27 protein-coding genes are annotated in these 24,560 nt (G+C 70.3%); 3 read left to right on the forward strand and 24 right to left on the reverse strand.

The features are described from left to right. Positions 1-14: 14 nt before the first annotated feature. A complete protein-coding gene (locus KVT45_RS14025) occupies positions 15-1,034 on the reverse strand; it encodes a phosphatidate cytidylyltransferase (protein WP_217547428.1) in 1,020 nt (339 codons plus the stop codon). Between the two features lie 9 nt (positions 1,035-1,043). On the opposite strand from KVT45_RS14025, the gene KVT45_RS14030 reads away from it, so the two are divergent. After that, on the forward strand, positions 1,044-1,310 hold the full coding sequence (locus KVT45_RS14030) for a hypothetical protein (protein ID WP_217547430.1): 267 nt from the start codon (positions 1,044-1,046) through the stop codon (positions 1,308-1,310). A 59-nt stretch (positions 1,311-1,369) separates the two neighbouring features. Here KVT45_RS14030 and frr read toward each other — a convergent pair whose 3' ends face one another. The 4 genes from frr to rpsB all read right to left on the reverse strand — a co-directional run bounded on the left by frr (position 1,370) and on the right by rpsB (position 5,006). Continuing rightward, positions 1,370-1,927: a ribosome recycling factor gene (gene frr / locus KVT45_RS14035; protein WP_089098486.1), complete on the reverse strand. Its 558-nt coding sequence runs from the start codon at positions 1,925-1,927 to the stop codon at positions 1,370-1,372. A gap of 146 nt (positions 1,928-2,073) precedes the next feature. Beyond that, positions 2,074-2,832, reverse strand: a complete 759-nt coding sequence (gene pyrH, locus KVT45_RS14040; RefSeq protein ID WP_089098487.1) for a UMP kinase — start codon at positions 2,830-2,832, stop codon at positions 2,074-2,076. Between the two features lie 214 nt (positions 2,833-3,046). Further along, positions 3,047-3,883: a translation elongation factor Ts gene (tsf, locus tag KVT45_RS14045; protein WP_217547432.1), complete on the reverse strand. Its 837-nt coding sequence runs from the start codon at positions 3,881-3,883 to the stop codon at positions 3,047-3,049. Positions 3,884-4,073: 190 nt separating this feature from the next. Then, the gene (gene rpsB / locus KVT45_RS14050; protein ID WP_217547433.1) at positions 4,074-5,006 is read right to left on the reverse strand and encodes a 30S ribosomal protein S2; all 933 of its coding nucleotides are present in this window, start codon (positions 5,004-5,006) and stop codon (positions 4,074-4,076) included. Between the two features lie 279 nt (positions 5,007-5,285). Here rpsB and KVT45_RS14055 point away from each other — a divergent pair, with 279 nt between their 5' ends. After that, complete coding sequence (locus KVT45_RS14055) at positions 5,286-5,852, forward strand: murein hydrolase activator EnvC (RefSeq protein ID WP_254646766.1); 567 nt, start codon at positions 5,286-5,288, stop codon at positions 5,850-5,852. A gap of 199 nt (positions 5,853-6,051) precedes the next feature. Here the strand turns inward: KVT45_RS14055 and KVT45_RS14060 are convergent, their stop codons facing one another. The 17 genes from KVT45_RS14060 to KVT45_RS14140 form a co-directional block, all read right to left on the reverse strand. Continuing rightward, on the reverse strand, positions 6,052-6,609 hold the full coding sequence (locus KVT45_RS14060) for a TetR/AcrR family transcriptional regulator (RefSeq protein WP_217547771.1): 558 nt from the start codon (positions 6,607-6,609) through the stop codon (positions 6,052-6,054). A 127-nt stretch (positions 6,610-6,736) separates the two neighbouring features. Further along, entirely contained in the window at positions 6,737-7,579 is an 843-nt protein-coding gene (whiG, locus tag KVT45_RS14065; protein WP_217547435.1) for an RNA polymerase sigma factor WhiG, read from the reverse strand. A gap of 322 nt (positions 7,580-7,901) precedes the next feature. Further along, entirely contained in the window at positions 7,902-9,047 is a 1,146-nt protein-coding gene (gene dprA / locus KVT45_RS14070) for a DNA-processing protein DprA (protein WP_217547437.1), read from the reverse strand. After that, positions 9,044-10,654, reverse strand: a complete 1,611-nt coding sequence (locus KVT45_RS14075) for a YifB family Mg chelatase-like AAA ATPase (protein ID WP_217547439.1) — start codon at positions 10,652-10,654, stop codon at positions 9,044-9,046. Before KVT45_RS14075 ends, dprA begins: the two co-directional genes overlap by 4 nt. A 1-nt stretch (position 10,655) precedes the next feature. Continuing rightward, positions 10,656-11,027, reverse strand: a complete 372-nt coding sequence (locus KVT45_RS14080) for a YraN family protein (protein ID WP_217547441.1) — start codon at positions 11,025-11,027, stop codon at positions 10,656-10,658. Between the two features lie 129 nt (positions 11,028-11,156). Continuing rightward, positions 11,157-11,465 (reverse strand): DUF2469 domain-containing protein, encoded by a 309-nt coding sequence (locus KVT45_RS14085; protein ID WP_008745401.1) that lies wholly within the window; start codon positions 11,463-11,465, stop codon positions 11,157-11,159. 56 nt (positions 11,466-11,521) lie between these two features. Beyond that, positions 11,522-12,028: an NUDIX hydrolase gene (locus KVT45_RS14090; RefSeq protein WP_217547442.1), complete on the reverse strand. Its 507-nt coding sequence runs from the start codon at positions 12,026-12,028 to the stop codon at positions 11,522-11,524. Beyond that, entirely contained in the window at positions 12,018-12,803 is a 786-nt protein-coding gene (gene lepB / locus KVT45_RS14095) for a signal peptidase I (protein ID WP_217547444.1), read from the reverse strand. The genes KVT45_RS14090 and lepB (KVT45_RS14095) overlap by 11 nt, the downstream gene beginning before the upstream one ends. Positions 12,804-12,953: 150 nt before the next feature. Continuing rightward, positions 12,954-13,841: a signal peptidase I gene (gene lepB / locus KVT45_RS14100; RefSeq protein WP_308310728.1), complete on the reverse strand. Its 888-nt coding sequence runs from the start codon at positions 13,839-13,841 to the stop codon at positions 12,954-12,956. Further along, positions 13,816-14,958 (reverse strand): signal peptidase I, encoded by a 1,143-nt coding sequence (gene lepB / locus KVT45_RS14105; protein ID WP_254646767.1) that lies wholly within the window; start codon positions 14,956-14,958, stop codon positions 13,816-13,818. The genes lepB (KVT45_RS14100) and lepB (KVT45_RS14105) overlap by 26 nt, the downstream gene beginning before the upstream one ends. Continuing rightward, positions 14,951-15,646 (reverse strand): signal peptidase I, encoded by a 696-nt coding sequence (gene lepB / locus KVT45_RS14110; protein WP_217547448.1) that lies wholly within the window; start codon positions 15,644-15,646, stop codon positions 14,951-14,953. The genes lepB (KVT45_RS14105) and lepB (KVT45_RS14110) overlap by 8 nt, the downstream gene beginning before the upstream one ends. 83 nt (positions 15,647-15,729) lie before the next feature. Then, positions 15,730-16,080, reverse strand: coding sequence for a 50S ribosomal protein L19 (rplS, locus tag KVT45_RS14115; protein WP_217547449.1), 351 nt, complete (start codon positions 16,078-16,080; stop codon positions 15,730-15,732). A 136-nt stretch (positions 16,081-16,216) separates the two neighbouring features. Next, the gene (gene trmD, locus KVT45_RS14120) at positions 16,217-17,050 is read right to left on the reverse strand and encodes a tRNA (guanosine(37)-N1)-methyltransferase TrmD (protein WP_217547451.1); all 834 of its coding nucleotides are present in this window, start codon (positions 17,048-17,050) and stop codon (positions 16,217-16,219) included. Positions 17,051-17,053: 3 nt separating this feature from the next. Continuing rightward, on the reverse strand, positions 17,054-17,632 hold the full coding sequence (rimM, locus tag KVT45_RS14125; RefSeq protein ID WP_217547453.1) for a ribosome maturation factor RimM: 579 nt from the start codon (positions 17,630-17,632) through the stop codon (positions 17,054-17,056). Between the two features lie 96 nt (positions 17,633-17,728). Beyond that, a complete protein-coding gene (locus KVT45_RS14130; RefSeq protein WP_003973401.1) occupies positions 17,729-17,968 on the reverse strand; it encodes an RNA-binding protein in 240 nt (79 codons plus the stop codon). A 5-nt stretch (positions 17,969-17,973) separates the two neighbouring features. Continuing rightward, on the reverse strand, positions 17,974-18,393 hold the full coding sequence (gene rpsP, locus KVT45_RS14135; protein ID WP_089098502.1) for a 30S ribosomal protein S16: 420 nt from the start codon (positions 18,391-18,393) through the stop codon (positions 17,974-17,976). 369 nt (positions 18,394-18,762) lie between these two features. Next, positions 18,763-19,359 (reverse strand): hypothetical protein, encoded by a 597-nt coding sequence (locus KVT45_RS14140; RefSeq protein WP_089098503.1) that lies wholly within the window; start codon positions 19,357-19,359, stop codon positions 18,763-18,765. A gap of 586 nt (positions 19,360-19,945) precedes the next feature. On the opposite strand from KVT45_RS14140, the gene KVT45_RS14145 reads away from it, so the two are divergent. Next, a complete protein-coding gene (locus tag KVT45_RS14145) occupies positions 19,946-20,806 on the forward strand; it encodes a class I SAM-dependent methyltransferase (protein ID WP_217547455.1) in 861 nt (286 codons plus the stop codon). 122 nt (positions 20,807-20,928) lie between these two features. Here the strand turns inward: KVT45_RS14145 and ftsH are convergent, their stop codons facing one another. After that, positions 20,929-22,875 (reverse strand): ATP-dependent zinc metalloprotease FtsH, encoded by a 1,947-nt coding sequence (gene ftsH / locus KVT45_RS14150; RefSeq protein WP_217547456.1) that lies wholly within the window; start codon positions 22,873-22,875, stop codon positions 20,929-20,931. 49 nt (positions 22,876-22,924) lie between these two features. Next, positions 22,925-24,475 (reverse strand): signal recognition particle protein, encoded by a 1,551-nt coding sequence (gene ffh, locus KVT45_RS14155; RefSeq protein ID WP_217547458.1) that lies wholly within the window; start codon positions 24,473-24,475, stop codon positions 22,925-22,927. Between the last annotated feature and the right edge of the window lie 85 nt (positions 24,476-24,560).

A 24,560-nucleotide genomic window follows, 5' to 3' on the forward strand; every position in this document is an offset into this window, starting at 1 on the left:
GCCATGGCCTGCCGTCACCCACTCCCGACGAACAACACCATCAGCAACCACACCACCGGAGCCGTCGGCAGCAGCGAGTCCAGGCGGTCCATGATGCCGCCGTGGCCCGGGAGTAGCGTGCCCATGTCCTTGATGCCCAGGTCCCGCTTGATCATGGACTCGCCGAGGTCGCCGAGCGTGGCGCTGGCCGCGACCGCGAGGCCCAGCAGCAGGCCCTGCCACCAGGTGCCGTCGTCGATCAGGAACTGCATGCACAGCGCGCCCGCGACCATCGCGAACAGCACCGCGCCGACCAGGCCCTCGCGGGTCTTGCCGGGGCTGATGCGCGGAGCGAGCTTGTGGGTGCCGAAGCGCCAGCCGACCGCGTAGGCGCCGGTGTCGCTGACCACCGTGAGGAGCAGGAAGGTCAGCACCCGGAAGGGGCCGTCCTCGGCGGTGAGCATCATCGCGACGAACGTCGCCAGGAAGGGGACGTAGAACGCCGCGAAGAGACCCGCCGTGACGTCCTTGAGATAGCCCTCCGGCGGTTCCGTCATCCGCCAGACCAGGATCGCGAGACCGGTGAGCGCCAGGGCGACCCAGGCGCCCTCGGCACCCCGGGCGTAGCCGGCCACCACCATCGCGGCGCCGCCGAGCGCCAGCGGGACCAGGGGCGCCTTGATGCCCTTGCGCTCCTGGAGTCGGCTGGTCAGTTCCCACAGGCCCACCACGACCGCGACCGCCACGACGCCGACGAAGACCGCCTTGACGACGAACAGGGACGCCACGATCACGACGCCCAGTCCGACGCCGACGCCTATGGCCGCACCCAGGTCGCGTCCCGCGCTCTTCTTCTGCGGCGCGGGCGTCGGCTGTGGGACGTCGGGCATGGGCTCCGGATTCTGCGGCGCCGCCGCGTGAGGCAGGGGCTGCGCCGACGGGGTGTCGTTGCGGAACGTCTCGTCTCGGAACAAGGGGCCGCTCAGCCGAGCGGCCCCCCGGTCGTCGTCCTGGTCTGAGCCGTACGCGGGTACGTCGTCGGGCACGATGGGCATGGGGCGAGTGTGCTGCGCGTTCTGCGCATCGTACGCGGGACCCGCCGGGACGGCTCCGTGGACATGCCCCTGGTCATAGCCGTGGGTACGACCGAGGTCGTACCCCTGACCGGGACCGTGGCCGTACCCCTGGGCAGGGCCGGGGCCATACCCCTGGCCATACCCCTGGCCGTACCCCTGCCCTGCGTCCGGCACCTGGCCGGAGTCCGGCCCGTGGCCGTGGTCGTAGCCCTGGCCGGTGCCCTGATCGGTCGGTCCCCAGTACCCGGCCGGTGATCCGGCCTGCCCGGCAGGTGAGCCCGTCTGCGGCGGGGCTCCCCAGGATGAGTCGTTCATCAGACTTCGAGAAGCTCCGCTTCCTTGTGCTTGAGGAGCTCGTCCACCTGCGCGACGTACTTCGCGGTGGTGTCGTCGAGCTCCTTCTCGGCGCGACGGCCCTCGTCCTCGCCGACCTCGCCGTCCTTGATCAGCTTGTCGATGGCGTCCTTGGCCTTGCGGCGCACGGAACGGATGGAGACCTTGGAGTCCTCCGCCTTGCCCTTGGCGACCTTGATGTAGTCGCGGCGGCGCTCCTCGGTGAGCTCCGGGAACACCACACGGATGATGTTGCCGTCGTTGCTCGGGTTGACGCCCAGGTCCGAGTCACGGATGGCCTGCTCGATGTTGCGCAGGGCCGTCTTGTCGAACGGGGTCACGACCGCCATGCGCGGTTCCGGCACGGAGAACGAGGCCAGCTGGTTGATCGGCGTCGGCGCGCCGTAGTAGTCGGCCACGATCTTGTTGAACATCGCCGGGTGCGCACGGCCGGTGCGGATCGCGGCGAAGTCCTCCTTGGCGACCACGACGGCCTTCTCCATCTTCTCCTCGGCTTCGAGGAGGGTCTCTTCGATCACCACTTGCTCCTGCGTGTCTTGAGTAAGGCCCGGCTGCGGTTCCGTTGCGGGGCGGCGGCCGGCTGCGTCGCGTCTTCATTCCCTGACGGTTCCCGACCGGCAGGACATTGTCCATCCCCCGGTCAGGGTGCGTCAGGCGTTGCCGGTCAGTCCCGGCTGCCCTGGTCACCCACCAGCGTGCCGATCTTCTCACCCTTGACGGCGCGCGCGATATTGCCCTCCGTCACCAGCTCGAACACCAGGATCGGCAGCTTGTTGTCACGGCAGAGCGTGATCGCGGTGGCGTCGGCGACCTTGAGCTCGCGGGTGATGACCTCGCCGTAGCCGAGGGAGTCGAACTTGACGGCGTCGGGGTTGGTCTTGGGGTCGGAGTCGTAGACCCCGTCCACGCCGTTCTTGCCCATGAGCAGCGCCTCGGCGTCGATCTCCAGGGCGCGCTGGGCGGCGGTGGTGTCGGTGGAGAAGTACGGCATGCCCATACCGGCACCGAAGATGACCACACGGCCCTTCTCCAGGTGGCGCACGGCGCGCAGCGGGATGTACGGCTCGGCGACCTGTCCCATGGTGATCGCGGTCTGCACCCGGCTGTCGATGCCCTCCTTCTCCAGGAAGTCCTGGAGGGCGAGGCAGTTCATGACGGTGCCGAGCATGCCCATGTAGTCGGAGCGGGCCCGGTCCATGCCGCGCTGCTGGAGTTCGGCGCCGCGGAAGAAGTTGCCGCCGCCGATGACGACGGCGACCTGCGCGCCGTCGCGGACGACGGCCGCGATCTCACGGGCGATCTTGTGCACCACGTCCGGGTCCACGCCCAGGCCCCCGCCACCGGAGAAGGCCTCTCCGGACAGCTTCAGCAGAAACCGGCCGCGTACTTTGCCGTCGTCGCTCTTCTGGGCCTTGGTGGTCATGGAGATCCCGCCTCTTTCACGTGTTGCACATACGCATACGAAGAAGGCCATTGCCGGTGGGGTCGCTTTTCGCTGCCCATGCGCGGCAATGGCCTCCTCGTCAGATCTGCCGCCGTCCGTCACGTCCCTGGGTGTGGCGGTGTGTACGGACGACTGCTGTCGACCGACCCTATCGGGATTTCCCCGTGGGTCGCGTGTCGATCGCGGTACGGACTCAGATGCCGACCTTGATGCGCGCGAAGCGCTTCAGGGTGACACCGGCCTCGTCCAGAATCTTCTGGACCGACTTCTTGTTGTCGAGCGCGTACGGCTGGCCGAGCAGCGTGGCGTCCTTGAAGAAGCCGTTCAGACGACCCTCGACGATCTTGGCGATCGCGGCCTCGGGCTTGCCCTCGGCGCGGGTGGTCTCCTCGGCGATGTGGCGCTCGGACTCGACGACCTCGGCCGGCACGTCCTCCTTGGCCAGGTACTTCGGCGCGAAGGCGGCGATGTGCTGGGCCACGCCCTTGGCGATCTCGGCGTTCGGCTTGTCCAGCTCGACGAGGACACCGATCTGCGGGGGCAGGTCGGGCATCGTGCGGTGCATGTAGGCGGTCACGTAGCCGTCGGCGTACTGCGCGAAGCGGTCGAGGACGATCTTCTCGCCGAGGTTGGCGTTGGCCTCGTCCACGAACGCCTGGACCGTCTTGCCGGGCTCGATCTCGGAGGCGAGCAGCGCCTCCAGGTCGGCCGGAGCGGTCTTGGCGACGTGCTCGGCGATGGTGTTGGCGACGGCCTGGAACTTGTCACCCTTGGCGACGAAGTCCGTCTCGCACTTCAGCTCGACGAGGACGCCGGAGGAGTTGTCGTCGGCGATGATCGAGACCACGGCGCCGTTCTCGGCGGAGCGGCCCTCGCGCTTGGCGACGCCCTTCTGGCCCTTGATGCGGAGCGCCTCGACAGCCTTGTCGACGTCGCCCTCGGCCTCGTCCAGGGCCTTCTTGCAGTCCATCATGCCGGCGCCGGTGAGCTCGCGGAGCTTCTTGACGTCAGCGGCGGTGTAGTTCGCCATGAGTCTGTAAGTCTTTCTCGAAGTCTGGAAGATCGAAGATCTGCGCGTCTGCGATCCACATGAATTCCATGGATTCCATGTGCGGATTCCACCTGCAGGGGTGGATCGCGGACCGTTGGCTGACCTACGGATGAACGGTGGGGGCGGAGTTCATGCCGCCGCCCCCACCGTCAACGCTTCAGCAGAGGGGTCAGGCCTGCTCGGCGTCCGCGGCCGGAGCCTCGACAGCAGCCTCGGCGGCAGCCGGAGCCTCGACAGCGGCCTCAGCGGCAGCCGGAGCCTCGGCCTGCTCGGCGTCGGCGACCTTCTCGGTCTCGGCGGAGGTCTGGACCTCGGCGTCGTCCGCCTTCTTCTCGCCCTCGAGCAGGTCGCGCTCCCACTCGGCGAGCGGCTCGCCCGCGGCCTTCTCGCCCTTGTCGCCGGTGGCGACACGGGACCGGGAGATGAGGCCCTCGGCGACCGCGTCGGCGATCACGCGGGTGAGCAGGGTGACGGAGCGGATCGCGTCGTCGTTGCCCGGGATCTTGTAGTCGACCTCGTCGGGGTCGCAGTTGGTGTCGAGGATCGCGACGACCGGGATGTTGAGCTTCCGGGCCTCACCGACCGCGATGTGCTCCTTCTTGGTGTCCACGATCCAGACGGCGCTGGGCACCTTCTGCATCTCGCGGATACCACCGAGGGTCTTCTCCAGCTTGGCCTTCTCGCGCGAGAGCACGAGAAGTTCCTTCTTGGTCAGACCCGACGCGGCGACGTCCTCGAAGTCGATCTGCTCGAGCTCCTTGAGGCGCTGCAGACGCTTGTAGACGGTCGAGAAGTTGGTGAGCATGCCGCCCAGCCAGCGCTGGTTGACGAAGGGCATGCCGACGCGGGTGGCCTGCTCGGCGATGGCCTCCTGCGCCTGCTTCTTCGTGCCGACGAACATGACCGTGCCGCCGTGGGCGACGGTCTCCTTGACGAACTCGTAGGCGCGGTCGATGTACGACAGCGACTGGAGCAGGTCGATGATGTAGATGCCGTTGCGCTCGGTGAAGATGAAGCGCTTCATCTTCGGGTTCCAGCGACGGGTCTGGTGACCGAAGTGGACGCCGCTTTCCAGCAGCTCCCGCATCGTGACGACGGCCATGGCCGTACTCCTTGGTGTTCTCGGTTGTGCCGCGGATGCCGGACGGCTCCCGCGCCTGACGCCCGTGTGCGCTGTGCCGCGAAGGACCGAGAAGCGCTGACACCTGCTTTTGATGGCCAGATGTCGGGGCGTGCGAAGTCGACCCGGTGACCCGGATCGCCAACAGAAGTGTACGGGACCGGCGGGGTACCGGGTGACGCCACTGTCCACAACTCGGGAGTAATCCACAGGTACCGGCCATGATCGGCGGGGCTGCGGGACGGTTTGACCATGTTGGTCATGCGACGCGCGATGCGATGGATGGGGGCGGCGACGGCGTTGTCGCTGGCTTTGGGAGCGACTGCGGCCCGGGCCTGGGTGGGGACAGACGGTCCGCCGCCCCCTGCCGCACCCGTGCCGGCGATCGGCCGCGCCTGGCCGGTGGGGGTACGGCCACCGGTCCTGCGCGGCTGGGAACCACCGGCGACGGTGTACGGCCCCGGGCACCGGGGCGTCGACGTGGGGGCGTCCGCCGGAGAGCCGGTACGGGCGGTGGCGGCGGGACGGGTCTCCTATGCGGGGCGGGTCGCGGGGAGGGGTGTGGTGTCGGTGGCGCTGGCGGGGACGGACCTGCGCACGACGTACGAGCCGGTGACGGCGACGGTGCAGAAGGGGGAGGTGGTGGCGGCGGGCGAGGTGGTGGGCACGGTGGAACCGGGGGGCGCGCACTGCGGTGCCCGTTCGTGTGTGCACTGGGGACTGCTCAGGGGGGACGTGTACGTGGACCCGTTGCTGCTGTTGCCGCCGTGGCTGCGGGACCGGGGGCCGTCGAGACTGCTGCCGGTGTGGGGAGTTCCGCTGCCATAGGGGCGGTCGGGGCCGGTCGCGCGACTGCGGGTGCGTGGGGGTTGCTCGCGCAGTTCCCCGCGCCCCTGAAGGGGCGCTGTCCAGCCGCCCCTTTTCAGCTACTCAACTGCGGGCAGGCGTGCCGCAGGGCGGCACGGGTGGGCGCAGCGGCACCCGGCCGGCGCCGGTAAGCGACCCCACCCCCCGGCCCCAACCCGCGTCAGCCCCGCACACCCCGCAGCGCCATCGCCACGGCCGCCTCAGTGATCACCACCGGGTCCTCCGCCGCCCCCAGCTCGATCCGCCGGACCGCGGCATCCACAACCCCCTGCACCAGCATCGCCGCGAGCCGGGGCTGCCCATGCCCCAGCTCTCCCAGCGCCTCCACGATCATCGCGACCAGCCCGCCGTGCGCGGCCCTGATCTTCTCCCGCGCCCCCGTGTCCAGCTCGCTCGCCGAGATCGCGACCACCGCGCGGTGCCGCCGGTCCCCGACCAGGGCCAGCTGCTGCCGCACATACGCCTCGACCTTGCCGTCGGCGGAGCCCGCCCGCTCCATCGCCGCCTCGACCTCCGCCGCCCACACGGGGAAGTCGACCTCGCAGAGCTCCTCGACCACGGCGGCGCGGGACCGGAAGTACTCGTACACGGACGACCGGGCCAGCCCCGTGCGCTCGGCGAGCGCGGGGAAGGTCAGCGCCTCCGTCCCGCCCTCGGACAGGAGGGACCGCGCCGCGTCCAGCAGGGCGGCTCGCTGCATCGACCGGTGCTCGGCCACGGAGGCCGCTCGAATCCTTGGCACGTCAACCACTTTACGGATGCGCCGGGCCGGACGGGAGGCAGTACGACCGGGACGCGGCCCGCCCGGCCGCCGACGACGGCCGAAAACCCCCGCCGGCCCGCGCTCAACGGCCGAAACTCGCCAGCTTCGCCCGCAGCTGCAGCACCGACTTGGTGTGGATCTGGCTCACCCGGCTCTCGGTGACCCCGAGCACGTTCCCGATCTCGGCGAGGGTGAGCCCCTCGTAGTAGTAGAGGGTCACCACCGTCTTCTCCCGCTCCGGCAGCGTGTTGATCGCCCGCGCCAGGAACCGCCGCAGCTCCCGGTCCTCGGCCACCTCCACGGGGTTGTCCGCGGCGGTGTCCTCCAGCGTGTCCATCACGCTCAGCCCGTCGCCGCCCTCGCCCCCGACGTGCAGCAACTCCTCCAGCGCCACCACGTTGGCCAGCGACAGCTGGCTGAAGACGGCGTGGAGTTCGTCCACCTCGATGCCCAGTTCGGCGGCCACCTCGCCCTCCGAGGGCGTGCGCCGCAGCCGCGCCTCCAGCGTGGCGTAGGCCCGCTCCACGTTCCGCGCCTTCTGCCGGACCGAGCGCGGGATCCAGTCCAGCGCCCGCAGCTCGTCGATCATCGCGCCCCGGATCCGGGTGATCGCGTACGTCTCGAACTTGATCTCGCGGTCGACGTCGAACTTCTCGATCGCGTCGATGAGCCCGAACACTCCGGAGGAGACGAAGTCGGCCTGTTCCACGTTGGGCGGCAGACCCACGCTCACCCGCCCGGCCACGTACTTGACCAGCGGCGAGTAGTGCAGGATCAGCTGTTCCCGCAGCCGGTCGTCCCCCGTCGCCTTGTACGACCGCCACAGCTCGTCGAGCGTCGAGGGAGCGGGCGGCCGCACTCTGCCACCGTCGCGGGCGGCTGGGGGGATCGCCGCCCGGTCGGACCCGGAGGTGTGCTGGGGCATTCGTCGCCTTGTGCCGTTCTGCCGTGAAGTGCCAGGAAGTGCTGTGACGTGCCGTGAACTGCGGTGAGCGGGGAGTGAAAGCGATGGTTGGGCGAGGTGTCGTTCTCATGTCGGTTGGCACGTTCTGCGCCAGGCCTTTCGTGAGCGTAGCGTGACTGGGGAGTCGCGGTGCGCGAACAGTCAGGCTCCACCCCTGCGCGAACCCCCTGTACGGCGCGCCCCACCGCGCTCGGCGCGTCGCTCTGCGTGATCGGCCGGAAGTGTCAACTCCGGGAATTCCCAAGGGCGTCGGGGGTTCCCCCGGACGGCCGAACACGCTCGGTCAGCACCGGCTCCGACCGGCCCGGACCGAGATCATCGCCTGGCGTGTCAACTTCCAGCCGTCGCCGTGTCGTTCGACGTAACCAAGTGCTCGGAGTTCGTACAGTCTCGCGACGGCCTCGTCCTCGGACGTCTGCGCGCCGCGTGCCACCTCTTCGGGTGAGGCCGGCCGGTTCCCGGGCAGGGCGGCCAGGACCTGCCGGGCAGCGGGTTCCAGCAGGTCACGCGGGAGGACGGGGCCGCGTCTGGCCGGGGCCAGCTCGCCCATGTCGCCCACGAGTTCGACGACCTCCGCGGCGTCGGTGACCAGCACGGCCTCCGCGCGGAGCAGCTCGTGCACCCCGGCCGAGAGGCCGCTGGTGGCCGGTCCTGGCACGCCCATGGTGAACCGGCCGAGGCGCTGCGCCGCCCGCGCGGTGACCAGCGAGCCGCTGCGATGGGCGGCCTCCACGACGACGGTGCCCCTGGTGAGCGCCGCGATGACCCGGTTGCGGAGCACGAACCTGCTCGGTGTGGGGTGCTCGCCGGGCGGCAACTCCCCCACCACCAGTCCCTGTTCGGCGATCCTGTTGATCAACTCGGTGTGGCCCCGGGGGTAGGGCCGGTCGACCCCGCAGGCCAGCACGGCGACGGTGGCCCCGCCGGCGCCGAGGGCTCCGCGGTGGGCGGCGCCGTCGACGCCGTAGGCGCCGCCGGACACCACCACCCAGCCGCGCTCGGCGAGCCCCGCGGCGAGGACGGCCGCCATGTGGGCGCCGTACTCGGTGCAGGCCCGGGCCCCGACGACGGCGACGGCCCGGAGCGCCCACATGCGCAGACTGGGCAGGCCGCGCACCCACAGGCCGAGCGGACGGGCGTCGCCGAGGTCGTCGAGCTGGCTGGGCCACTCGGCGTCGCCGGGGCACACGAACCGCGCACCCGCCTCCCGCGCGACCGCGAGGTCCGCCCGGGGGTCGGCCTGCGCCGCCCGGGCCAGCAGCCCCGCCCACCGCTTGCCGCCGATGCCCGGCAGGGCCTGTCCCCCGTCGCGCAGCCGGCCCGCCACCTCGTGCACGCCCCGCTCCCGCACCCATCGCCCGGCGGCCTCGTCGCCGGGCTCGACGACCCGGGCCAGGAAGACCCGGGCGAGCTGCTCGGCGTCGCTCATGTGGCGATCCCTTCCAGGACCGCGCCGCGCCGGACGCCGGTGCGCAGCTCCAGGGCCAGGTTGACGTCGTTGGCCGAGGGCCGGTCGCGGCCCGCCAGGTCGGCCAGGGTCCAGGCGACCCGGAGCACCCGGTCCAGGCCGCGAGCGGTGAGCAGGCCCCGGTCGAGGTCCAGCTCGGCCTTGGCGAGCGCGCCCGGCCGGACGTGCCAGCGGGTGCGGAGCTCGTGGCCGGGGACCTCGCTGTTGGTGCGCCAGGGCAGCCCGTCGTAGCGGTGGGCGGCCCGCTCCCGGGCCGTGCGCACCCGGTCGGCCACGGCGGCGGAGGGCTCGGCACCGGTGTGGAGCCGCAGCAGCTCCTCCCTGGACACCGGTTCGACGGCCACCCTGAGGTCCACGCGGTCCATCAGGGGGCCGGAGAGCCGGGCCCGGTACCGCTTGATCGAGGAGGGCCGGCACTCGCAGACGTCGCCGGGGGTGCCGTGCCGGCCGCAGGGACAGGGGTTCGCGGCCAGGACCATGAGGAACCTCGCCGGCATCCGCAGTATCCCGGCGGCCCGGGCGATGACGACGTGGCCCGACTCCAGGGGCTGGCGCAGGGCGTCCAGGACGCTGCTGTGGAACTCGGCGGCCTCGTCCAGGAAGAGCACGCCATGGTGGGCCAGGGACACCGCTCCGGGGCGCGGCAGGCTGGTTCCGCCGCCGACCAGGGAGGCCATGGTGGCCGAGTGGTGCGGGGAGCAGTAGGGCGGTTTGTCGACCAGGGGGTGGCCGGGTGGCAGCATCCCGGCGACCGAGTGGACGGCGGTGACCTCAAGGGACTCCTGCCGGCCCAGCTCGGGCAGCAGCCCCGGCAGCCGCTCGGCCAGCATGGTCTTGCCGGCGCCGGGCGGGCCCTTGAAGAAGACGTGATGGCGTCCGGCCGCGGCCACCTCCAGAGCGGCCCGGGCCACGTGCTGCCCGGCGACGTCCGCGAGGTCGGGTGCGTGGTCGCCGGTGACCATACCGGTGCCCAGTCCCATGCCGGGGAGGGCGAGCCCGGCCAGGAACGGGTCCGGGCGGATCTCGCCGGGGACGGGCTCCTCGTCGGGCACCGGTTCGTCGGTGAGGACCGCGATCAGCTGGCGCAGACTGCGGACGCCCAGCACGGACACCCCCGGCACCAGGGAGGCCTCCGGCACCGCGCTCTCCGGCACCACCACCTGCTCGTACCCGGCGTCGGCGGCGGCAAGCACGGCGGGCAGGATGCCCCGGACCGGCCGGACCCGGCCGTCCAGGCCCAGCTCGCCGATCATCACGATCTCGGCGAGCACCCGGGGATCGATCCGCTCGGCCGCCCCGAGCACGGCCGCGGCGACCGCGAGGTCGAAGCCGCTGCCGCTCTTCGGCACGGACGCCGGGCTCAGCCCGACGGTGAGCTTCTTCGAGGGCCAGGAAGCACCGGAGTTCACCACCGCCGCCCGGACCCGGTCCCGGCTCTCCGTCAGGCTCTTGTCCGGCAGCCCCACCAGCGCGAAGGCCGCCACCCCGGGCTCCAGGTCGGCCTGGACCTCGACCACCACGCCCTCGACGCCCACCAGCGCCACCGAGCAGGTTCGCGCGAACCCCATCTCACGCCACCCCCCGGACGTGCTCGACCACGGGTGCCCCGCGCTGCGGCAGGAGCACGCCGACCACGTCGATGCGGACGCCGCCCGGGGGTGCCCCTCCGTGTGCGTGGATCCAGTGTTCGGCGAGGCCGCGCAAGCGCTGTGCCTTCTCCGGGGAGACCGCGGCCATGGGGTGCTCGAAGACACCCGCCCGCCGGGTCTTCACCTCGCAGACGACCAGGACGTCCCCGTCCCGCGCCACGATGTCGATCTCGCCCGTCCTGCCGCAGCGCCAGTTGCGCTCCAGGACCGTCAGACCGGCCTCGGCCAGCCGCCGCGCGGCCAGCGTCTCGCCGTACTTGCCGAGTGCACTGCGTGCCCGATTCGTGTTCATGTCGGCACCACCTCCGGCGCCAACCGTCACGCATTCCCCGCCAAGTAGTTGATCTTGGTGAGTTACTCAGCGGTTGTGGACAACCCCGTCACCCACACGAGCGACCACACCGGGACCACGCCCCAGGGCTCAGCCGCCCGGAAGTTCCAGGTCGGTCTTGTTCAACTCCTCGATGTTCACGTCCTTGAACGTGAGGACACGGACCTGCTTCACGAAACGGGCCGGCCGGTACATGTCCCAGACCCAGGCATCCGCCATCGACACCTCGAAGAACACCTCACCCTGGACCGAGTGCACCTGCATCTCGTAGTCGTTGGTGAGGTAGAAGCGCCGCTCGGTCTCGATCACGTATTTGAACAGACCGACGACATCGCGGTACTCCCGGTAGAGCTTCAGCTCCATCTCGGTCTCGTACTTTTCGAGGTCCTCGGCGCTCATGGCATGTTCCCCTTCAGCCGTGCGATCCCACCATTGTGCGCCAGTCCCGCGCGCCCCTAGACGATTTCCGTGTCAAGGGTGACGGGCCCGGCGGGGGGACCTTCGTCGAGCAGCCTACGGAACAGCTCGGCGAGTCTGGTCGGATACACCGTCTCATGTGACCGGGTCAGTTCCCGGCACGTCCACCAACGTGCTCCGGCCACACTGCGCCGCTCCAGGTCGGTCAGGCCCGTGACATCGATGGCCGTCTGCGTCGTACGGGCCAGGTAGTACCACTCGTCCTGGTCCCAGCGGCGGCCCGCGAACGGGAAGGAGCACGTCCGCCGCCACAGCACCGGGCCGAGTTCGACGTCCGTGATGCCGGTCTCCTCGGCGAGTTCCCGCAGAGCGGCCTGCTCACGGGTCTCGTCGCCCTCCAGGCCGCCGCCGGGTGTGAACCACCAGTCGTCGGCCGGGTCCTCCGGCTCGTGGCCGTGCAGAAGCAGGATGCGGTCCTCGGGGTCGAGCAGGACCACCCGGGCCACCTTGCGCAGGCCGCCCTCCGACAGCACCTCAGCGGGCACCGGCGGGCTCCGTACGGGCACGGGTGCGGGAGCGGCCCAGCAGGTTCGCCACCGGGCCGTAGGCGCCGCCTGCGAGGACCAGCACGGCACCGGCCACGATCATGAACTCGACGATGCGCAGCGGACCCGGCTGCGAGAGGGTCCCCAGGGTCTCGAAGCCGGTCGGGCGCTTGAGCAGACCCTTCATCGGCCAGATCACGGCGTCCACCCGGGCGCTCACGGCGCTGCGCGCCACCGTGCCCTGCGCCGCGTCCGTGAGGTGGGCGGTGGAGTCCAGGGAGCCCTGGCGCTCGTCGCCGAGGAGGAAGAGCCGGCCCTTCGGGACGGTGACGGTCGGGAAGTCCTGGAGCTCGGCCAGGCTGCCCGCCGGCAGATACGGCTCGTCGATCTGCTTGCCGTTGACCGTCAGCTTGCCGTTGGTGCAGCAGGCGACCGTGTCGCCGCCGACCGCGACCACGCGCTTGACGACGTCCGCGTTGGTGACCCAGCTCTTGTCGCGGAAGACGACGACGTCGCCCCGGCGCACCTCACTGCCGTCGATGCGCTGGCCGAGGACCCGGTCCCCGGCGTCGATCGTCGGCGTCATCGAAGTGGTGGGCACGGTGTACGGCCGGTAGACCACCGCTGCCCAGCCGAACCCTCCGAGGAACAGCACGATGCCCAGCGCGACGACGATCCCGGACAACCGCTGTCCGAGCCCGCTGCCGGCCTGTGCCGCACTCGTGCTGGTGCCTCCGCCGCTGCGCGGGGCCGTACGTATCGTGCTGTCGCCCATGAGGCCGCACCCTACCCGGCGGTACCGGGCAGGGGCAGCCCTTCTTCGGCGGGCCTGGTCACAAGCTCCCCAAGGGCTTCACATGGGGAGGTCAGCAGACGTACCCGGAACGCACTCACACGGGATGCGGCCATGTCCCGCGGCATGCGGTCAGCGCTTGCCGGCGGCCACGCGCTTGTCGAACTTCTGCTCGATCCGGTCGCCCCGCCGACGGCGCCACACCACGACCGGCAGGACGGCGGCGACGGCCACGCCCTGCGGTGCCACCGAGAGGGAGGCCGCGGCGGACGACTGCGTGTTGATGCCGCTCTGGTCGAAGGTGTCCGGGATCGGCAGCGTGCCCCAGCGGTTGATCGGCCAGGCCTTGACGATGGCGCGGCCGACGACGTCCTTCACCGGGACCATGCCGTGGTGCTTGTCGGACTGGTTGTAGCGCGAGTCGCGGGAGTTCTGGCGGTGGTCGCCCATCACCCAGATGTAGCCCTTGGGCACGTGCACCGTGAACTGGCCGCCCTGGTCGTCGACGCTGCACGGGGTGTTGCCCGGGTACACATAAGGCTCGTTCAGCGGATGGCCGTTGACCATGAGCGGGCCGCTGCCCTTGCAGGAGACGGTGTCGCCGCCGACACCGACGACCCGCTTGATCAGGTCCCTCTCCTCGGCGGACGGCATCAGGCCGATCCAGCTGAGGAAGGTCTGGATCGCGTTCGGCTGGGCGGTGGGCTCGCCCTCCAGCCAGTCGTCCGGGTCGTGGAAGACGACGACCTCGCCGCGCTCCGGCTTGGAGCCGAACCACGGGGTGAGCTTGTCGACCAGGACGCGGTCACCCTGCTGGAGGGTGTTCTGCATCGAGTCCGACGGGATCGAGAACGCCTGCACCAGGAACGTCTTGATCAGCAGCGCCAGCACCAGCGCGATGACGACCAGGATCGGCAGCTCCTTCCAGAAGGAGCGTGGCTTCTTCGGTGCGGGCGCCGCCGATTCGCCCGGATCCCCGTCCGTACCCCCGCCGTCACCGCCGGAGTGCGGACCGTCCACCGGGGCGCCGTCTCCGCCGGGCCCGGTACCGTTCCCGGAGGTCGAGGCTCCGTCTGCGGGGGGGACATTCTCCACAGGGCGCCCGCTGTGCTCCTCGCCGTCGTGTCCCGACCGCGCGCCAACCGCCACATCCCCCACGCCAACTCCTTACTCCGTGCCGCCGCCCGCGCCATCCCCGGCGCAGGCCCACCACTCCCATAACGAGCGGGAGTTCCGCAGGGCTCGGGAGTTGGATGTATCCGTTCGGATCGTCGGAGGCAACCCTATGCGACAGCCGGGGGGCCGCGGTCGACCCCGACCCGGAGTCAGAAACGCTTGCGAAGGTTTTAGGTTCATCGAGCTTGGTCCAGTGGCCGACGGGCCAGCCGATCATCATGGCCCGGCCCACCACCGAGGTCACGGCGACCGTGCCGCCGTAGTCGGTGTCCTGGTGCGCGCGGGAGTCGGCCGAGTTGCCGCGGTGGTCGCCCATCACCCACAGCCGCCCCTCCGGCACGGTGATGTCGAACTCCTGGGCCGAGGGGACGTTCCCGGGATACAGGTAGTCGCCCTCGGTCAGCGGTACGCCGTTGACGGTCACGCGGCCCTGTGCGTCACAGCACTTGACGTGGTCGCCGCCGACGCCGATGACCCGTTTGATGAGGTCCTTCTCGTCGGCGGACGGCAACAGGCCGATGAAGGTGAGCCCTTCCTTGACCTGCTTGACCACGACCGGGTCGTTCGCCTTGGTGGTCTGCTCGCCCGCCAGCCAGCCGCCCGGGTCGTGGAAGACGACGACGTCCCCGCGGTGCGGTTTCCACCCGAACCACGGGGTGAACTTGTCCACCAGGACGCGGTCGCCGATCCGGATCGTCTGCTCCATGGAGCCCGACGGGATCACGAAGGCCTGGACGAGGAACGTCTTCAGCACGAGCGCTATCAGGACGGCCACGCCCACCAGCAGCGGTATCTCCCGCATCGCGCCGCGCCGCCGCTTGCGCTTGACCTTGCGCTGCAGCTTGCGCCGCTCCGCGCGGGAACGGCCGCCGGAGGAGCCGGAGGCGCGCCGGGCCCCGGTGGGCAGCAGGTTGGCGGCCGCGTCGACGGGGACGCCGCGCGGTTTGCCCCGGTTACCCATGGGACGCTCCGGCCGCCGGCACGCGCGCGTAGGCGACAGGACGGGTGAGGCGGGTCCAGTGGGCGTACGGCCAGACGATCCAGTCGGCCCGGCCGATGACCCTGCTGACGGGGATCATGCCGCCGCCGGGCGAGCCGAGGTGGTCGCGGGAGTCGCTGGAGTCGCCGCGGTGGTCGCCGAGAACGAAGAGCGTGCCGTCGGGAACGTCGACGTTGAAGGGCACGGTGGAGGGGGTGTCCCCGGGATAGAGGAACGCGGTCTCGTCGACCGACCGGCCGTTCACTTCGATCCTCCCCTTCTTGTCGCAGCAGACCACATGGTCTCCTCCCACACCGACGACGCGTTTGATGTAGTCGGCGTCCCCGAAATATCCGGAGCCGTCGAACACCACGACATCTCCCCGGCGCGGCCCGGCACCGAAACGGTACGCCAACTTATTTACGAGAACCCGGTCTCCGATCCTCAATCCCTGTTCCATGGATCCGCTGGGAATCTGGAATGGTTGCGCCACGAAAGTGTTGAGGACGAGCAAAAACGCCAGGCAGGCGAAGAGGGTGAGGGTGAACCAGCCGCCCGGCAGCCAGTCGGTGACCCGCGCCACCAACGCGAAGCGCGACCGGTCCTCCGCGGCCTCTGGTTCGGGGCGGGAGGAGCGGTCGCGCTCCGTCTGCTGTGCTTCGGTGTCCATCGGGGCCAGATGCTATCCGGCCTCGCTGAGACTCCTTCTTACCGGCTCGTCGGCCTACGGCTTCCGGGTGCCGGCACGCGACATCACCTGTCGCGCTTCTCCTTGATCTTCGCGGCCTTACCGCGCAGGTCGCGCAGGTAGTAGAGCTTGGCGCGACGCACGTCACCACGGGTGACGAGCTCGATCTTCTCGACGATCGGGGTGTGCACCGGGAAGGTGCGCTCGACGCCGACGGAGAAGGAGACCTTGCGGACCGTGAAGGTCTCGCGGACACCGCTGCCCTGGCGGCGGATCACAACGCCCTTGAACTGCTGCACACGGGAGCGGTTGCCCTCGATGACGCGGACGTGGACGTTGACGGTGTCACCCGGGCGGAAGGCCGGGACGTCGCTGCGCAGCGACGCGGAGTCGACGGTGTCGAGCAGGTGAGACATTTCGTCTGCTTTCTTCGCAAATGCCACAGGTCATCGGCGGAAACTAGGTGTGCCATGAGGACTGCCGTGCGGGTCGGGGCGGGCGTCGTGTCCCCCTGTGGCAGGGGCGCACACCGGACGGACGCACAACAGCGGTCTATTCTTCCATGCCCTCTGGTCTGCGCCAAAATCGGCCGTGGGGTTCGCCCTCCGGGTCCGGGGCCCAGCCCAGGATGGAGAGCATCTCGCGGTCCTTCTTGTCGAAGGCCTTGGGGTCGCAGCGCTCGATCAGGTCGGGCCGGTGGGCGGTGGTCCGCTTCAGGGCCTCGTCGCGGCGCCAGCGGGCGATCTTGCCGTGGTGGCCGCTGAGCAGCACGTCCGGGATGTCCCGGCCGCGCCACACCGGCGGCTTGGTGTAGACGGGGCCCTCCAGGAGGTTCGCCATCGCGCCGGGTGCGAAGGAGTCGTCCCGGTGCGACTCGGCGTTGCCCAGGACGCCGGGCAGGAGCCTGGCCACGGCCTCCGTGATGACCAGTACGGCCGCCTCGCCGCCGGCGAGGACGTAGTCGCCGATGGACACCTCGTAGACCGGCATCCGGGTGGCGTACTCGTCCATGACGCGCCGGTCGATGCCCTCGTAGCGGGCCGGCGTGAAGATCAGCCAGGGCCGCTCGGAGAGTTCGACGGCGAGTTCCTGGGTGAAGGGGCGGCCGCTCGGGGTGGGCACGATCAGCGCGGGCGCGTGCGCGCCGGTCTCGTAGCCGTCGGCGAGCGCCGAGTCGAGGGCGTCGCCCCAGGGCTCGGTCTTCATGACCATGCCGGGCCCGCCGCCGTAGGGCGTGTCGTCGACCGTGTTGTGCCGGTCGTACGTCCAGGCACGCAGATCATGGACATGGACGCCGAGCTGCCCACGCGCGCGTGCCTTGCCGACGAGCGAGACGTTCAGGGGTTCGAGGTACTCGGGAAAGATCGTGACGACGTCGAGGCGCATCTCTTACGACTCTTCCCGCGAGGACGGCTCCTCGCGCAAGGACGGCTCCTCGCGCGACGACGCGATCTCGGCCTGGTCGTCGATCAGACCCGGCGGGGGCGCGATGACCGCCTTCTGCTCCTCCAGGTCGATCTCGGTGACGATTGCCTCGACGAACGGGATCATCACCTCGCTGCCGTCGGGCCGCTCCACGATGAAGAGGTCCTGGGAGGGCAGGTGCGAGATCTCGGTGATCCGGCCGACCTCGGTCCCGTCCTCGGTGACCACGTCCAGGTCGATGAGCTGGTGGTCGTAGTACTCGTCCTCGCCCTCGGGCAGCTCCTCCGGGTCGATCTCGGCGATCAGGAGGGTGTTGCGCAGGTTCTCGGCGCCGGTGCGGTCCTTGACGCCCTCGAAGCGCAGGAGCAGCCGGCCGCTGTGCACCCGGCCGGTCTCGATGGTGAGCGGTCCCGTGGACGCGGGATCGGTGGCGAGTACGGCGCCGGGCGCGAGCCTGAGCTCCGGCTCGTCGGTACGTACCTCGACGGTGACCTCGCCCTTGATGCCGTGGGCGCGGCCGATCCGTGCGACTACCAGCTGCACTGTGCCTGTTCTCCTGTCATCTCCTGCTCATACGACTGCGGGCCGGGGACGGCCGGTAGCGGCCCTCCCCGGCCCGAGCCGGTGCTGCGAAAAGCGTCAGCGGACGTGGTCGACGTCGACGAGGTCGACGCGGACTCCGCGGCCGCCGATGGCGCCCACGACGGTGCGCAGGGCACGCGCGGTGCGGCCGTTGCGGCCGATCACCTTGCCGAGGTCGTCGGGGTGCACCCGGACCTCCAGCACGCGCCCGCGACGCAGGTTGCGCGAGGCGACCTGCACATCGTCAGGGTTGTCGACGATGCCCTTCACGAGGTGCTCAAGCGCCTCTTCGAGCATGCTGCTCAGGCCTCGGTCGACTCGGACTCAGCCGCGGCCTCGTCCTTCTTCTCAGCCTTCTTCTTCTGGGTGATCGCCTCACCCTTGCCCTCGTCGTCACCGCCGAGCGCCTCGAACGACGGACGCGTGGCCTTCGGAGCGGCCACGAGCAGCGGCGCCGGGGCGGGCTCGCCCTTGAACTTCTGCCAGTCGCCGGTCTTCTTCAGGATGGCGAGCACGGGCTCGGTCGGCTGGGCGCCGACGCCGAGCCAGTACGCCACGCGGTCGGCGTCCACCTCGATGACCGACGGGTTGTAGGTCGGGTGGTACTTGCCGATCTCCTCGATCGCACGGCCGTCACGGCGGGTGCGGGAGTCGGCGATGACGATGCGGTAGTGAGGCGAACGGATCTTGCCCAGACGCTTCAGCTTGATCTTGACTGCCACGGGAGTGGGTTCTCCTGGTTTTGACGTGGTTGGGCACGGCGAGACTGCCGCGTGGGGTTGCGGTACCCGAGTGCCCGATGGACGCGTCAGCCGGAGGAGAGAGGGGTCCTGTGCGGCTGTCGAGTACAGCTAGCCATTGTGCCATACCCAGCGGGTCGCTTTTGGCCGACGGTCGGGTGAGGGGTGCGCGGGCATGACGGAGAGGCACCCGGCGTGGAGGTGAGGTCACGTCGGGTGCGCCGCCCGGCGCCGATGAGGTGCCGTCCGCGCCCACCCGTGCCGCCCCGGCGGCGCTACTGCCCGCGGGGAGACGGGGGGCCAAGGGTGTGGCGATGAGCAATGGCTGCGGCTGCCACGAGCAGCCGTGGCCTATGCCGCTCCCACGACCTCCGGGATACGGAAGGGCTTGCCGCAGCCGCCGCAGACGATGGGGGCCTGGGCCAGGACCGACGGGACCACCCGGACGTTGCGACCGCAGTCGCACACCGCCTTGACCCGGACGCCGCCGCCGGAGGAGCCGTGGCGGGCGGCCGGGCCGCGGAAGGTGCGGGAGGTGTCGGCGGACGTGGCCACCGTGTGCGCCTTGAGGGCGCGCTGCAGTCTCTCGATGGTCGGGCGGTAGCGTCGCTTCGCCTCGGGGTTGAGCGTGACCAGCGAGAAGCCGCTGCTGGGATGCGGCTCGTCGGGGTGGTCCAGGCCCAGCTCCTCGGCGATCGCGAGGAATCGGCGGTTGTGGTAGCGGCCGGCCCGGGAGGTGTCGCGGACTCCGCGGGAGGCGGCGATGCCGTGGACTGCCTCGTGGAGCAGCCGTTCGAAGGAGAGTTCGTGACCGCACGCGGACGACGACTCCCCGATCAGGGACTCTGGCGCGGCAAGGTCCGGCAGCTCGGGGTGGTACCGCTGAATGTCGGCCCACGCCTGCGCCAGCTCTGCGGCGAGAACAGGTGGTGTCTGTGTCGTGCTCACGTAATGAGAACGAGCGGGAGTGCCCCTGTGTTCCTATTCCGGGGCATCCCAAATAATTTGCACGTACCCGTCAGTTGCCGCTGATGCGTGGAGACGAGTACGGGTGCGCTGATCTGCGGAGAAGCCTCACAGCTCATACCAAGCCGGTGCGTAGCCTGACGTACGACCCGTCACGTACCCCTGGCCCGGACGCCTGGACGACGAAGGTCGGCGGATGCGCAAGAGGCGTTTCGGTCGCTCTCGTGGCGGGAGTCCCATCCCGGTCAGCGTGCGCGGCGGCCCCGACGTTACCCGCAGCCCGTCATCATCCGGCGCCGGCCCGTCTCCGGCGACCGGACACCGCGCGGTCACTGTGCCGGCCGACCATGGCCAGAACCGCCGTGCCGTGGGTCCGATGGTAGAGCCCCAAGTTGCCGGGATGTGAAATCTCGCCACAGTCACAGCCCACGTACAAGCCGGGACCCGCGACCTCTGGACGCCACCGCGAGCCCGGAGTTATGTGGCATAGGTGGGAAGTGCGAGCGCACGGCACGGGGGCCACGGAATCGGTCAGTGCGTAACTCTCGGCGGATTGGGGCGCTTACCTATGACACCTACGCTCGTGCGGCAGCTCCGGTCTCACGCGGATTCCACCCCCCGCGTGAACCTGTGGGCACGCGCGCGTGACTGGTCCGAGATCCAGGAGCGGATGCTGGTGCCGCTCTACGAGACCGTCCACGAGCGACTCGAAGTGGGCCCCGCCACCCGGCTGCTCGGCCTGCGTTGCGGTTCCGGTCTCGCCCTGCTGATGGCGGCGACCAGAGGGGCCGCGGTCACCGGTGTCGACTCCTGCCCCGAACGGCTCGCCCTCGCCCGTGAGCGCCTGCTGCCCGACCCGGCCCTGAGCGCACGCGCGCGTGGCCGTGCCGCCCGGATCGTCGAGGGCTCGCCCAGGGACGCGGCGGACACGCAGGCACCGGCGTACAACCTGATCACCGCCTTCGACCCGATCGGCTGCCTGGCAGGCGACGCCGAGGGGCTCGGTGACCTGCTCGCCGAGGCGACGCCGCTGGCGGAGCGCGGGGCGGCCGTGGTGCTGGCCGGCTGGGGGCCGCCGGAGCGCTGCGCGACCTCGTCCGTGCTGCGGGTGGCCGCGAAATTGGCCGATCCTTTGCGCAGTGCGAGCGGTTGGCGCCCGGCCGGTCGGGACGATCTGGAGGAGGTCGCCCAGCGGGCCGGTCTGCGGATCGACGGCTCCGGGCGGGTCTCCTGCCCGTTCGGGTACGCCGACGCGGACAGCGCGGCGCGCGGGCTGCTGTCGACCGGGCTGTTCGACGCGGCGATCGCGGCGACCGATCAGGAACAGGTCGGCAAGGAGCTGACCGAGGCGCTGCACCCGTATCAGCGTGCGAACGGGACGGTGTGGATGCCGAATGTCTTCCGGTACCTGATCGCGCGGCTTCGCTGACGCTGGGTCTCGGCCGACGATTCGAATGCGACGCCGTCGTGGCTGGTCGCGCAGTTCCCCGCGCCCCTTCGGGGCGCTACAGCTGGGGCGCTCGGATTCGGGGCAGTCGGATTCGGGGCGCCTCAGACCTCGTCCGGGTCCTTGGTCAGGCGGGTGATCCCCGCGATCCGGTACGCGTCCGCCTCCTCCAGCGTCTCGTTCTCCAGCAGTGCCTGGGCCAGCGCGTCCAACTGGCCCCGGTGGTCGCGGAGTTTGCGGCACGCCTCCTCGTAGCACTCGTCGACGATCCGGCGCATCTCCGTGTCGATGACGTCGAGGGTCTGGGGCGCTGCGGCGAGTCCGTAGGCCTGCTGGGCGTCGTTCGGGAGGGCGGAGAGGCGGCCGACCTCCTCGCTCATGCCCCAGCGGGACACCATCCCGCGCGCGATGTTGGTGACCTGTTCCAGGTCGCTCTCCGAGCCGGTGGTGATCACGTCGTACACGACGTGCTCGGCGGCCATGCCACCGAGGGCGCCGATGATCCGGCCGCGCAGGTACTCCTCGGTGTAGGCGTACTTGTCGGCGTCCGGAGTGGAGAGCGTGACGCCGAGGGCGCGGCCGCGCGGGACGATGGTGATCTTGCGGACCGGATCGGCGCCGGGCTGCAGCATGCCGAGCAGGGCGTGCCCGCTCTCGTGGTAGGCCGTGCGCCTGCGCTCCTCCTCGGGCATCACCAGCGGCCGTTCGGCGCCCAGCTGGACCTTCTCCAGTGCCTCCGAGAGGTCGGACTGGGTGACCTTGTCCTGCTTGCGCTTGACGGCGAGCAGGGCGGCCTCGTTGGCGAGGTTGGCCAGTTCGGCGCCGGTCATGCCCGGGGTGGTGCGGGCGACCTGGGCTAGGTCGACGCCCTCGGCGAGCGGGATCTGGCGGGTGTGGATCTGCAGGATCGCCTCGCGGCCGGTGCGGTCGGGGGGCGAGACCTGGACCACCCGGTCGAAGCGGCCGGGGCGGGTCAGCGCGGGGTCCAGGATGTCGGCGCGGTTGGTGGCCGCGATGACGATGACGCCCTCGGAGCCGGAGAAGCCGTCCATCTCGGTGAGGATCTGGTTGAGGGTCTGCTCGCGCTCGTCGTGGCCGCCCATGGAGGCGCCGCCGCCGCGGGCCCGGCCGATGGTGTCGATCTCGTCGATGAAGATGATGGAGGGGGCGACCTTGCGGGCCTCCGCGAACAGTTCGCGCACGCGGGATGCGCCGACGCCCACGATCATCTCGATGAACTCGGAGGCCGAGGCCGAGAAGAACGGCACGCCCGCCTCGCCGGCGACGGCCCGCGCGAGCAGCGTCTTGCCGGTGCCGGGCGGGCCGGCGAGGAGTACGCCCCTCGGCATCTTGGCGCCCATCCTGCGGTAGGCGTCGGGGTTCTTCAGGAAGTCGACGACATCGTTGAGCTCGCCCTCGACCTCGTCGATGCCGGCCACGTCCTCGAAGGTGGTCCGCTGCTGTCCGGGCTCCAGTTCGACCGGCTTGGGCGGCGCCTTGCGGCCCAGCATGCCGCCCGCGCCACCGAGCCCCGCGCTCATCCGGCGGGCGATGAAGACCCACACCGCGACCAGCAGGATGATCGGCGCCAGCGAGATCAGCAGGTTCGCGAGAAAGCTGCGGTGCTGGACGACCGGTTCGGCGGTGACCGTCACGTTGTGCTTGGTCAGGCTGGACCAGAGGTCGTCGCCGGCGAACGACGGGCGTTCGGTGTTGAACTTGGTGTAGTTCCCGCCACCGCTCTCGGGGTTCTTCTGTTCCTTCTTCAGCTGACCCTGGATCGAGTCGCCCTTGGCGTAGATCTTCTCGACGTTGCCCGCGTCCACCTGCTTGCTGAACTCGGTGTACGAGATCGTCGGCTCGTTGGCCTGGTCGAAGTACGACAGCACCAGGTTGGCCAGCAGGTACACGACCAGCGCCGTGACGATCAGCCGCCACCAGCCGCCGTGCATCCGACGCCCGCCGTTCGGCGGCTTCGGGGGCTCCTCGGGAGCCCCCTCGGTACGCCAGGGCTGGTCGGGTGACTTGCGCGGCGGCGCGGGGTTGGTCATATGCGGACCGTACGACACCGACCAACCCCTGGCACGCGCACAGGTGAACTCAGCCCATGAACTTCTTGAACTCGTCCGGCAGCTCGAAGTCCTCGGCGCCCTGCTGCGGCAGTCCGAAGGCGTTCCCGCCCTGTGCGGCGGCCTCGCGGCGCTGGGCCTCCTCCAGCTCCTGCTGCCTGCGCTTCATCGGGTTGCCGGAGCGCTGCTTGCCCTTGGCCTGCTTCGGCTGCTTCTTCTGCCGGCCGGGGCCGCCGCCCATGCCGGGGATCCCCGGCATGCCCGGCATACCGCCGCCCTGCGCCATGCGGGACATCATCTTGCGGGCCTCGAAGAACCGCTCGACGAGTCCCTTGACCGCGCTGACCTCGACACCCGAGCCCTTGGCGATACGGGCGCGGCGCGAGCCGTTGATGATCGTCGGGTCCTGGCGCTCGCCGGGGGTCATCGACTTGATGATCGCGGCGGTGCGGTCGACGTCCCGCTCGTCGAGGTTGTTGATCTGGTCCTTGATCTGCCCCATGCCGGGCAGCATCCCGAGCAGCTTGCTGATGCTGCCCATCTTCCTGACCTGTTCCATCTGGGCCAGGAAGTCGTCCAGGGTGAAGTCCTGGCCCTGCTTCGACGCCAGCTTGGAGGCCATCTTCTGGGCCTCTTCCTGGCTGAACGTCTTCTCCGCCTGCTCGATCAGGGTGAGCAGGTCACCCATGTCGAGGATGCGGGAGGCCATCCGGTCCGGGTGGAAGGCGTCGAAGTCCTCCAGCTTCTCGCCGTTCGACGCGAACATGATCGGCTTGCCGGTGACCTGGCGGATGGAGAGCGCGGCACCACCGCGGGCGTCGCCGTCGAGCTTGGACAGGACGACACCGTCGAAGCCGACGCCGTCCCGGAAGGCCTCGGCGGTGGTGACGGCGTCCTGACCGATCATGGCGTCGACGACGAAGAGGATCTCGTCGGGCGAGACGGCGTCCCGGATGTCGGCCGCCTGCTGCATCAGCTCCTGGTCGATACCGAGCCGGCCGGCGGTGTCCACGATCACGATGTCGTGGACCTTGGACTTCGCGAACTCGATGGAGTCCTTGGCGACCTTGACCGGGTCGCCGACGCCGTTGCCCGGCTCGGGCGCGTAGACGGCGGCACCGGCGCGCTCGGCGACCACGCTCAGCTGGTTGACGGCGTTGGGGCGCTGGAGGTCGGCGGCGACGAGCAGCGGGGAGTGGCCCTGCTCCTTGAGCCAGTGGGCGAGCTTGCCCGCGAGGGTGGTCTTACCGGCACCCTGGAGACCGGCCAGCATGATCACGGTGGGCGGCTGCTTGGCGAACCGCAGCCGGCGCGTCTCGCCGCCCAGGATCGTGACCAGCTCGTCGTTGACGATCTTCAGGACCTGCTGGGCCGGGTTCAGCGCCTTGGAGACGTCGGCGCCGAGGGACCGCTCCTTGACGTTCTTGATGAACGTGCGGACGACCGGGAGGGCCACATCGGCTTCGAGCAGCGCGATGCGGATCTCCCGCGCCGTGGCGTCGATGTCGGCTTCGCTCAGACGCCCTTTGCCGCGCAGATTCTTGAAGGTCGCTGAAAGGCGATCGGAGAGAGTGTCGAACACGGCGGCGTCGGTCCTCGGAGTCGGGGGCGGTGAGCGTCTTCCAGGGTATCCGGCCGCGCAAGTAAGTGGTCCCCGCCTTGCACGA

It is taken from the genome of Streptomyces sp. GbtcB6 (assembly GCF_019091475.1).
Lineage (GTDB): Bacteria > Actinomycetota > Actinomycetes > Streptomycetales > Streptomycetaceae > Streptomyces > Streptomyces hyaluromycini.